The following is a 9,115-nucleotide window of genomic DNA, read 5'->3' as shown; positions in this document are numbered from 1 at the left end:
GGGGGGCTGGGGGCGGCCGTTCATCTTGGTGTCTCCGCAGCGGTGGTTGGGCGCCCCCCCGCCCCCCCCGCCCCCCCCCCCCCCCCGGGGGGGGGGGGGCACGGCTGTGCCGGGCGGTGACGGCCGGTGGGGGGACTGGCCCGTAACCAGTGCGGGACCGGCCCGTAGGGTGCCGATCATGAACGAATCGACCTTGGCCCTGATCCTGGACGACGCCGCCCACGGCCGGTTCCCGCCCGCCGACGGAAGCGTCACGGTGGTGCCGCAGCCCGACGAGCGGGAGGCCGGGGTGCTGGCGCTCTGCGCGCACGCCGTGGTGTTCACCGACGAGGACCCGGAGTGGGTCCGCAAGAGCATCGCGAACGCCTCGCACGACCAGCTCGCCGCGCCGCTGTCGCCGCACTTCCTGGTGGCCCTCGCGGAGCGGACCGGGCGGCGGATCGGCAACAGCGACCTGCTGACGGTGGCTCAACGACTGCCCGGCGAACCGCCGTTGCCGCTGGTGGAGATCGAGGACCGGGAGCACCCGCGCGTGGTCCGGGCGCTGCGGTTCCGCGACGGGGTGCGGGTCTGGGAGGCGCCGGGCGGTGGCCTGCTGGTGCTCGGGCGCGGGGTGGCCGGGCGCTGGGAGGCGGCCATCGAGGTGGACCCGGGTGCACAGGGGCGCGGGATCGGGCGGGCGCTGGCGGTGAGTGCGCGGCATCTGGTGCCGGAGGGCGATGTGGTGTGGGCGCAGCAGGCGCCGGGCAACGCGAAGAGCGTGCGGGTCTTCCAGGCGGCGGGGTACCAGCCGGTGGGGGCCGAGGTGCTGCTCACGGCAGGCGGGTCCTGAAGGCTTGACGGGCGGGTCCTGAGGGCTTTGACGGGGGCTGCCCGCAGCCGGGCAGCCCCCGTGCGATCAGGCGAACTTGGCCTTGCCCGGGCCCTCCTCGACGAAGCTGCGCATGCCGGTGGTCCGGTCCTCGGTGGCGAACAGGCCTGCGAAGTGCGCCTTCTCGATGGCGAGGCCGGTGTCCAGGTCGCTCTCCAGGCCGCGGTCGATCGACTCCTTGGCGGCGCGCAGCGCCCAGGCCGGGCCGGCGGCCAGCTTGCCGGCCCAGGCCAGCGCCGCCTGGTAGACCTCCTCGGCCGGGACCACCTGGTCGACCAGGCCGATCCGCAGCGCCTCCTCGGCGTCCACCATCCGCCCGGTGAAGATCAGGTCCTTGGCCTTGCTGGGGCCGACCAGGCGGGGCAGGCGCTGGGTGCCGCCGGCGCCGGGGATCAGGCCGAGCATGATCTCCGGCTGGCCCAGCTTGGCGTTCTGGGCGGCGATCCGGATGTCGGCGCACAGCGCCAGCTCGCAGCCGCCGCCGAGGGCGTAGCCGGTGATGGCCGCAACCACCGGCTTGGGGATCCGGGCCACGGCGGTGAAGGCCTCCTGGAGCGCACCGCCGCGGGCCACCATGTCGGTGTACGACATGGCCTGCATCTCCTTGATGTCGGCTCCGGCGGCGAAGACCCGCTCGCCGCCGTAGATCACCACGGCGCGGACGTCAGTGCGGGCGGCGGCCTCGTCGGCGACCTCGTGCAGCTGGTCCTGCATCGCGATGTCCAGCGCGTTCATCTTGGGGCGGTCCAGCCGGATGGTGCCGACGCCGTCGGTGACCTCGAGGGTGACGAACCGGGTCATGAGGGTCCTCCAAGGTGGTTAACGTTCGTGAACCCAGACAGTAGCGGCTACGGCCTCGGGGCAGTACGGGCCAGGGTGGCCACCGCGAGCGAGATCTGGGCGTCCGTCAGGTCTGCGCGGGCGGTCAGCCGCAGCCGGGAGTAGCCGTCGGGCACGGACGGCGGGCGGAAGCAGCCCACCGCCAGCCCGGCCGTGCGGCAGTCGGCGGCCCACGCGAGCGCCTGCTCGGGGCCGGGCGCGCGCACCGAGACCACCGCCGCATCCGGGGTGCTGGCGTGCAGCCCGGCCGCGGTCAGCCGCTCGGCCAGCAGCGCGGCCACCTCGCGGGCCCGGGCGGCGCGCTCCGGCTCGGCCCGCAGCAGGCGCAGCGCGCCCAGTGCCGCGCCCACCGAGGCTGGGGCCAGGCCGGTGTCGAAGATGAAGGTGCGGGCGCTCTCCACCAGGTGCCTGATCACCCGTCGCGGACCGAGCACCGCACCGCCCTGGGCGCCGAGCGACTTGGAGAGGGTGGCAGTGGCGACCGTGTCCGGCTCGCCCGCCAGGCCCGCGCCGACCAGCGCGCCGCGCCCGCCGGGCCCGAGCACGCCCAGCCCGTGCGCGTCGTCCACCAGCAGCGCCGCTCCCCCGCTGCGGGCCGCCGCCGACAGCTCGGCCAGCGGCGCCGCGTTGCCGTCCACCGAGAAGACCGTGTCGCTGACCACCAGCGCCCGCGGCTCGGCCCGCTCCGCGAGCGCCCGGGCCACGGCGGCGGGGTCGGCGTGCGGAGCCCGGTGCACCTGGGCGCGGGCCAGCCGGCAGCCGTCGATCAGCGAGGCGTGGTTGTAGGCGTCCGAGACGATCAGGGTGTCCGGGTCGGTGAGCGCGGTCAGCGCGGCCAGGTTGGCCGCATAGCCGGAGGAGAACACCAGGGCCGCCTCCACACCGTAGAAGTCGGCCAGCTCGACCTCCAGCTCGGTGTGCAGCGCGGTGGTGCCGGTGACCAGCCGGGAGCCGGTGGCGCCGCCGCCCCAGCGCCGGGCGGCCGCGGCGGCGGCCTCGGTCACCGCCGGGTGGCGGGTGAGGCCGAGGTAGTCGTTGGAGGCCAGGTCCAGCACCGGGTCGTCGGCCGGGCGGCTGCGCAGGGTGCGGGTGAGGCCGGCGCGGGCGCGCAGCTCGGCCGCCTCGTCCAGCCAGTCGAAGACGGCGGCCGGGGCCTGCGGGCGGGCGGTGGTGGTCGGCTCGATCATGGTCCGCACCCTGGCACGCGCGGCGGGCCCCGGGCAACGTGCTCCCGGGCACACCCCGGGCCTGTGCTGCGCGAACGGTAGGGTGGGCCGGTGACCCTCCTTGATCTGATGCCCAGGCCCGCCGACCCAGACGCGCTGTACACCACCTTCGCCGGGTGGGCCGAGGAGCGGGGCATCACCCTCTATCCGGCTCAGGAGGAGGCGCTGATCGAGCTGTTCACCGGCGCCAACGTGATCCTGGCGACGCCGACCGGCTCGGGCAAGTCGCTGGTCGCCGCGGGCGCGCACTTCGCGGCGCTGGCCGAGGGCAAGCGGACCTTCTACACCGCGCCGATCAAGGCCCTGGTCTCGGAGAAGTTCTTCGACCTCTGCAAGATGTTCGGGACCGAGCAGGTCGGCATGATGACGGGCGACGCGAGCGTCAACCCGACCGCGCCGATCATCTGCTGCACCGCCGAGGTGCTGGCCAACATCGCGCTGCGGGACGGCGAGCGGGCCGACATCGGCCAGGTGGTGATGGACGAGTTCCACTTCTACGCCGAGCCGGACCGCGGCTGGGCCTGGCAGATCCCGCTGCTGGAGCTGCCGCAGGCGCAGTTCCTGCTGATGTCGGCGACGCTGGGCGACGTCCGCCGGTTCGAGGCCGACCTGACGCGGCGGACCGGCCGGGCCACCACCGTGGTCCGATCCGCCACCCGCCCGGTGCCGCTGTTCTACGAGTACCGCCGAACCACCCTGCACGACACCCTGGAAGAGCTCCTGAAGACCAATCAGGCGCCGGTCTACGTGGTGCACTTCACGCAGAAGGAGGCGGTGGAGCGGGCCCAGTCGCTGATGAGCATCAACATGTGCTCGAAGGCGGAGAAGGACGCCATCGCCGACCTGATCGGCAACTTCCGGTTCACCACCAAGTTCGGCCGCAATCTCTCCCGTTACGTCCGGCACGGCATCGGCGTGCACCACGCGGGCATGCTGCCCAAGTACCGCCGACTGGTCGAACGCCTGGCCCAGGCAGGCCTGTTGAAGGTGATCTGCGGCACCGACACCCTCGGCGTCGGGGTCAACGTGCCGATCCGCACCGTGCTGTTCACCGCGCTCTCCAAGTACGACGGGGTGCGGGTGCGGGTGCTGCGGGCCCGGGAGTTCCACCAGATCGCCGGCCGCGCCGGGCGGGCCGGCTTCGACACCGTCGGCCAGGTGGCCGCCCAGGCGCCCGAGCACGTGGTGGAGAACGAGAAGGCGCTCGCCAAGGCCGGCGACGATCCCAAGAAGAAGCGCAAGGTGGTGCGCAAGAAGGCGCCGGAGGGCTTCGTCGGCTGGACCGAGGAGACCTTCGACCGGCTGATCGCCGCCGATCCGGAGCCGCTGGTCTCCCGGTTCAAGGTCACCCACGCGATGCTGCTGGCGGTGATCGGCCGGCCCGGCAACGCCTTCCAGGCGATGCGCAAGCTGCTCACCGACAACCACGAGGACCGCGCCGCCCAGCGCCGCCACATCCGCGCCGCGATCGCCATCTACCGCAGCCTGCTGGCCGGCGGCGTGGTGGAGCGGCTGCCGGAGCCGGACGCCGAGGGCCGGACCGTCCGCCTCACCGTCGACCTGCAGGAGAACTTCGCGCTCAACCAGCCGCTCTCCACCTTCGCGCTGGCCTCCTTCGAGCTGCTCGACCAGGAGTCCCCCAGCTACGCGCTGGACGTGGTCTCGGTGGTCGAGGCGACCCTCGACGACCCGCGCCAGATCCTGGCCGCCCAGCAGAACAAGGCGCGCGGTGAGGCGATCGGCCAGATGAAGGCCGACGGCATCGAGTACGAGGAGCGAATGGAGCGGCTCCAGGAGATCACCTGGCCCAAGCCGCTGGAGGAGCTGCTGGAGCACGCCTACGAGGTCTACCGCCGCGCCCACCCGTGGATCGGCGACCACCAGTTGCAGCCCAAGTCGGTGGTGCGCGACCTCTATGAGCGCGCCATGACCTTCACCGACTACGTCGGCCACTACGACCTGGCCCGCACCGAGGGCATCGTGCTGCGCTATCTGGCCGGTGCCTACAAGGCGTTGGAGCAGACGGTGCCGGAGGAGCTGAAGACCGAGGCGCTCAAGGACGTGATCGCCTGGCTGGGCGAGCTGGTCCGCCAGGTCGACTCCAGCCTGCTGGACGAGTGGGAGCAGCTCGCCAACCCGACCGAACCCACCGAGGAACAGACCGAGTTGGAGGCGAAGCCGCAGCCGGTCACCGCCAACGCCCGGGCCTTCCGGGTCCTGGTGCGCAACGAGATGTTCCGCCGCGTCGAGCTGGCCGCCCTCGAACACTACGGCGCGCTGGGCGAGTTGGACGGCGAGAACGGCTGGGACGCGGACCGCTGGGCGGACGCGATGGACGTCTACTACGAGGAGCACGACGACCTGGGCACCGGTCCGGACGCCCGCGGCCCGAAGATGCTGCTGATCGAGGAGGACGACGACGCCGGCCTGTGGCGGGTCCGGCAGATCTTCGACGACCCGGCGGGCGACCACGACTGGGGCATCAGCGCCGAGGTCGACCTCTACGGTTCGGACGCCGAGGGCCGGGCCGTGCTGCGAGTGATGGCGGTGGACCGACTGGGCGGCTGAGCACTCTCTGTTCCTGATCGGCCGTCGACTGACGGTCGATCAGGAAGCTCAGAACGGTCAGGACGGTCAGGACGATCAGGACCAGACGAAGGCCGTCCCGGCGGTGTAGGAGCCGGCCCGGGTGGCCTCGTCCAGGTCCTGGCTGTCCTGCGGGGTCACCGGGGCGTGGCCATCGGCGAACCGCGAGCTGGTCAGCGTGACGTAGTGCCGCACCGCCTGCACCTTGGGCGCCGGGTCGCTCTTGGCGGCGCCGCCGGGAGCCGGTCTGGGCGCGGCCGCGAAGGTGGCGTCCGGCAGCACGAAGCGCACCACGGCGCCCTGGCCGGCGAGCAGTTCGGCGGCCTTGGCGGCGGCGCCGTCATCGGCGAACCGCAGCACGGTGACACTGGTGAGCACCCTGGTGTCCCCCCGGCTGATGCTGACGGCCATGTAGGCCTGGCAGCCGGCGTCCTTGAGGAGCTTCTTCGCCGCGTCCTGCAGCACCTCGTTGCAGTCGCCGCTCTGCCGGGCTCCGGACCGCTTGCCCTTGTAGTTGTTGACCTCGACCGGCTTGCTCTGCGGGAAGTACCGGTTGACGTCGAACGGGTTGGGGTCGGTCGCCGAGCTCGGCGCCGGGCTGCCCACCACCACGGACACGTCCTGGCTGGTGCTGCCGAGCCCGGGCAGCAGGTCGCCGGGATGCGGACGGGAGACCACCCAGCCGCCGGCGCCCAGCACCGCGATCGCGCCGCACCAGGCGACGATGCGCCGCTTGGACCCGCCGCGCGCGCCGTTTCTGACGGCGTCTGGGGTGCCGGGCGCGCGGTCGGATATCGAGCTCTCATCCCCCTGCGTGGTCATGGGGTGATTGTATGCAGCAAGATCGAGGCGCAGGTCACAGGGTTGGCGGCGGACCCTCCGGCGGACCCGCCGACCAAGGGCTCGTGAGCGAACCATCCCTCAAATCCGCTATGTGACAACTCGCACACCATCCGGGCGATCTTCTGGTCGGTTCGCTATGGCGCCGCGCGCCGTCCGCCAGGCAGGATCAGCGCATGGATCTGCTCGACACCCTCGTTGCCAAAGGCCTCAACCGCGAACTCCCCACGCGGGAGGAGGCCCTCGCGGTGCTGGCCACCGCGGACGACGACCTGCTGGACGTCGTCGCCGCCGCCGGCAAGGTTCGCCGCAAGTGGTTCGGCCGCCGGGTCAAACTCAACTACCTGGTCAACCTGAAGAGCGGGCTCTGCCCCGAGGACTGCAACTACTGCTCCCAGCGGCTCGGGTCCAAGGCCGAGATCCTCAAGTACACCTGGCTGAAGCCCGACGAGGCCGCCCAGGCGGCGACCGCGGGTGTGGCCGGCGGCGCCAAGCGCGTCTGCCTGGTGGCCAGCGGGCGCGGGCCGACGGACCGCGACATCGACCGGGTCACCGACACCATCGCCGCGATCAAGGACGCCGACCCGGGCGTGGAGATCTGCGCCTGTCTCGGCCTGCTCTCCGACAACCAGGCCGAGCGGCTGGCCGCGGCCGGCGTCAACGCCTACAACCACAACCTCAACACCTCCGAGGGCACCTACGGCGACATCGCCACCACCCACACCTACGCGGACCGGGTGGACACCGTGGAGAAGGCGCACGGCGCCGGCCTGTCCGCCTGCTCCGGCCTGATCGCCGGCATGGGCGAGAGTGCCGAGGACCTGGTGGACGTGGTGTTCGCGCTGCGCGAGCTCGGTTCCGACTCGGTGCCGGTGAACTTCCTGATCCCGTTCGAGGGCACCCCGCTGGCCAAGGAGTGGAACCTCACCCCGCAGCACTGCCTGCGGATCCTGGCGATGGTCCGCTTCGTCCACCCCGACACCGAGGTGCGGATCGCGGGCGGCCGCGAGGTGCACCTGCGCAGCCTGCAGCCGCTGGGCCTGCACATCGCCAACTCGATCTTCCTGGGCGACTACCTGACCAGCGAGGGCCAGGCGGGGCAGGCGGACCTGGACATGATCAAGGACGCCGGCTTCGAGGTCGAGGGCCAGGGCGAGGCGACCATGCCGCGGCACCGCTCGGAGTACGCCGAGCAGTTCGCCGGCTGCGGCTCCTCCGGCGGGTGCGGCTCCTCGGGCGAGGCCGCCGAGACGGCCGCGGCCCACGCCTGCGGCGGGCACGCCGGTGGCGGCTGCGGTCCGTGCGGTGAGCCCGCCGGAGCCGTCGCGGCCGCCGAGCAGTCCGAGGCGGCGGCCGCGCAGGCCGAGCCCGACGCCGGCGCCCTGCGCGAGGACCTGGTCCGGGTCCGCCGCCGCGGCGCCGGCACCGAGCTGGCCCCGAACGCCTGATGTCCGACCTCACCAACGCAGCGGAGCTGGTCGCGCTCGACCGGGCGCACGTCTGGCACCCGTACGGGCCGATGCCCGGCACGGTGCCCTCGCACCTGGTCGAGTCGGCCGCCGGCGTGCGCCTGCGGCTGGCCGAACCCCTGGGCGGCAACCGCGAGTTGATCGACGGCATGTCGTCCTGGTGGGCGGCCCTGCACGGCTACAACCACCCGGTGCTGAACCAGGCGGTCCAGGACCAGCTGGGCCGGATGAGCCATGTGATGTTCGGCGGGCTCACCCATGAGCCCGCCGTGCGGCTGGCCGCCAAGCTGGTGGAGATCACGCCCGAGCCGCTGCAGCACGTCTTCCTGGGCGACTCCGGCTCGGTCGCGGTCGAGGTCGCGATGAAGATGTGCCTGCAGTACTGGCAGTCGGTGGGCCGTCCCGCCAAGCAGCGCCTGCTCACCTGGCGCGGCGGCTACCACGGCGACACCTTCCACCCGATGTCGGTGTGCGACCCGGTCGGCGGCATGCACCAGCTGTGGGGCGGGGTGCTGCCCCGTCAGCTGTTCGTCGGCGAGCCGCCGGCCGGCTTCGACGCGGAGGTCGACCCGGCCTACGCCGCCGAGCTCGCCGACACCATCGAGCGCAATGCCGATGAACTGGCCGCGGTGATCGTGGAGCCGGTGGTGCAGGGTGCGGGCGGGATGCGCTTCCACTCCCCCGGCTATCTGCGGCTGCTGCGTGAACTCTGCGACCAGCACGGCGTGTTGCTGGTTTTCGACGAGATCGCCACCGGCTTCGGCCGGTCCGGAGCGCTGTTCGCGGCCGACCACGCCGGGGTGTCGCCCGACGTGATGTGCCTCGGCAAGGCGCTCACCGGCGGCTACCTGACGATGGCGGCCACGCTGTGCACGGCCGAAGTGGCCGATGGCATCAGCCGGGGCTCGGTGCCGGTGCTGGCGCACGGGCCGACCTTCATGGGCAACCCGCTGGCCGCCGCGGTCGCCAACGCCTCGATCGAGCTGCTGCTCGGGCAGGACTGGGTCGCCGAGGTCAAGCGGATCGAGACCGGCCTGCGGGCCGCGCTCGACCCGCTGGCCGGGGCTCCAGGGGTCGCGGACGCCCGGGTGCTCGGGGCGATCGGCGTGGTGCAGCTGGACCACCCCGTGGACGTGGTGGCCGCCACCGAGGCGGCGGCCCGCGAGGGGGTGTGGCTGCGTCCGTTCCGCGACCTGGTCTACACCATGCCGCCGTACGTGACCGACGACGAGGACCTGGCCCGGATCGGCGCCGCCGTCGCGGCCGCGGCGCTGAAGGGATGA

7 protein-coding genes are annotated in these 9,115 nt (G+C 72.8%); 4 read left to right on the top strand and 3 right to left on the bottom strand.

What is annotated here, in order from left to right; translation table 11 throughout:
* The first annotated feature begins 178 nt into the window (after window positions 1–178).
* A complete protein-coding gene (locus tag P3T35_RS35950; RefSeq protein WP_101385558.1) occupies window positions 179–832 on the top strand; it encodes a GNAT family N-acetyltransferase in 654 nt (217 codons plus the stop codon).
* Between the two features lie 66 nt (window positions 833–898).
* On the opposite strand, the gene P3T35_RS35945 is transcribed toward P3T35_RS35950, so the two are convergent.
* Window positions 899–1,672 (bottom strand): enoyl-CoA hydratase-related protein, encoded by a 774-nt coding sequence (locus P3T35_RS35945; RefSeq protein WP_101384362.1) that lies wholly within the window; start codon window positions 1,670–1,672, stop codon window positions 899–901.
* A 47-nt stretch (window positions 1,673–1,719) separates the two neighbouring features.
* Window positions 1,720–2,898 carry an 8-amino-7-oxononanoate synthase gene (locus P3T35_RS35940; RefSeq protein WP_101385557.1) on the bottom strand — a complete coding sequence of 393 codons (1,179 nt, stop codon included), beginning with the start codon at window positions 2,896–2,898 and terminating at the stop codon, window positions 1,720–1,722.
* A gap of 90 nt (window positions 2,899–2,988) precedes the next feature.
* On the opposite strand from P3T35_RS35940, the gene P3T35_RS35935 reads away from it, so the two are divergent.
* A complete protein-coding gene (locus P3T35_RS35935) occupies window positions 2,989–5,505 on the top strand; it encodes a DEAD/DEAH box helicase (protein ID WP_101384361.1) in 2,517 nt (838 codons plus the stop codon).
* A 75-nt stretch (window positions 5,506–5,580) separates the two neighbouring features.
* On the opposite strand, the gene P3T35_RS35930 is transcribed toward P3T35_RS35935, so the two are convergent.
* A complete protein-coding gene (locus P3T35_RS35930) occupies window positions 5,581–6,345 on the bottom strand; it encodes a hypothetical protein (protein ID WP_101384360.1) in 765 nt (254 codons plus the stop codon).
* Window positions 6,346–6,539: 194 nt separating this feature from the next.
* Here P3T35_RS35930 and bioB point away from each other — a divergent pair, with 194 nt between their 5' ends.
* Window positions 6,540–7,811 (top strand): biotin synthase BioB, encoded by a 1,272-nt coding sequence (bioB, locus tag P3T35_RS35925; RefSeq protein ID WP_101384359.1) that lies wholly within the window; start codon window positions 6,540–6,542, stop codon window positions 7,809–7,811.
* Entirely contained in the window at window positions 7,811–9,115 is a 1,305-nt protein-coding gene (locus tag P3T35_RS35920; RefSeq protein ID WP_101384358.1) for an adenosylmethionine--8-amino-7-oxononanoate transaminase, read from the top strand. The genes bioB and P3T35_RS35920 overlap by 1 nt, the downstream gene beginning before the upstream one ends.

The sequence above is a fragment of the Kitasatospora sp. GP30 genome (assembly GCF_029892145.1).
Lineage (GTDB): Bacteria > Actinomycetota > Actinomycetes > Streptomycetales > Streptomycetaceae > Kitasatospora > Kitasatospora acidiphila.
Note: the sequence above shows the minus strand (reverse complement) of the source record. Positions and strands in the feature narration are given on the sequence as shown.

Coding starts and splice junctions, on each gene's coding strand:
- P3T35_RS35940 (WP_101385557.1), bottom strand. CDS start 2,898: ATGATCGAGCCGACCACCACCGCCCGCCCGCAGGCCCCGGCCGCCGTC.
- P3T35_RS35950 (WP_101385558.1), top strand. CDS start 179: ATGAACGAATCGACCTTGGCCCTGATCCTGGACGACGCCGCCCACGGC.
- P3T35_RS35945 (WP_101384362.1), bottom strand. CDS start 1,672: ATGACCCGGTTCGTCACCCTCGAGGTCACCGACGGCGTCGGCACCATC.
- P3T35_RS35930 (WP_101384360.1), bottom strand. CDS start 6,345: ATGACCACGCAGGGGGATGAGAGCTCGATATCCGACCGCGCGCCCGGC.
- bioB (WP_101384359.1), top strand. CDS start 6,540: ATGGATCTGCTCGACACCCTCGTTGCCAAAGGCCTCAACCGCGAACTC.
- P3T35_RS35920 (WP_101384358.1), top strand. CDS start 7,811: ATGTCCGACCTCACCAACGCAGCGGAGCTGGTCGCGCTCGACCGGGCG.